1 pseudogene is annotated in these 485 nt (G+C 38.8%); it reads right to left on the bottom strand.

The features are described 5' to 3' along the window. Window positions 1-72: 72 nt before the first annotated feature. Window positions 73-485 (bottom strand): annotated as a pseudogene (locus ACTHTU_RS11240) (hypothetical protein); the annotation flags it as partial.

Here is a 485-nt window from a genome sequence, read left to right as displayed (position 1 = left end):
GGGTTTCTGTTTTCAGACGACCTTTTTGTATTTTGCTAAGAATATTGCTGTGGTATGGCATCGCTTAATGGATTAATCTTCGGCATAAAATTCATATATGTCGGTTTCACTCCGGGTAAAAACCAGAGCCAATTTACCTTCAGGTATTCTTTTTTGGGACATGCCGCCGATGCAGATTCCTAGGCTTGGAAAGGTGAGGTAATGTTTTCCTTCGAGAAAATGATGTTCGTTTTTTAGTTTTTCTATGCTCTCAGTTTCAAAGAGATTCAAGCCGTTGAAAATAGGATATGTGTATTGATTGCAAGTGACGGCAACCAGCCTGTTTTCCTTATATTGTAATTCGCACGAACCTCGTGTTTCAAAAGTACATCCTAAGATGTTGTGTTGCAATACTCTTTCTGCTTTGCCGAATTCGGCAATGATTTGTTGCATGGTATTGCCGAGTTTGAAAAATTTACTATTTGTTTCTACGCCTTCAAAGGATG

The organism is Neisseria sp. P0020.S005, from assembly GCF_051957055.1.
Lineage (GTDB): Bacteria > Pseudomonadota > Gammaproteobacteria > Burkholderiales > Neisseriaceae > Neisseria > Neisseria subflava_A.
This window is presented reverse-complemented; position numbering and strand designations above follow the sequence as displayed.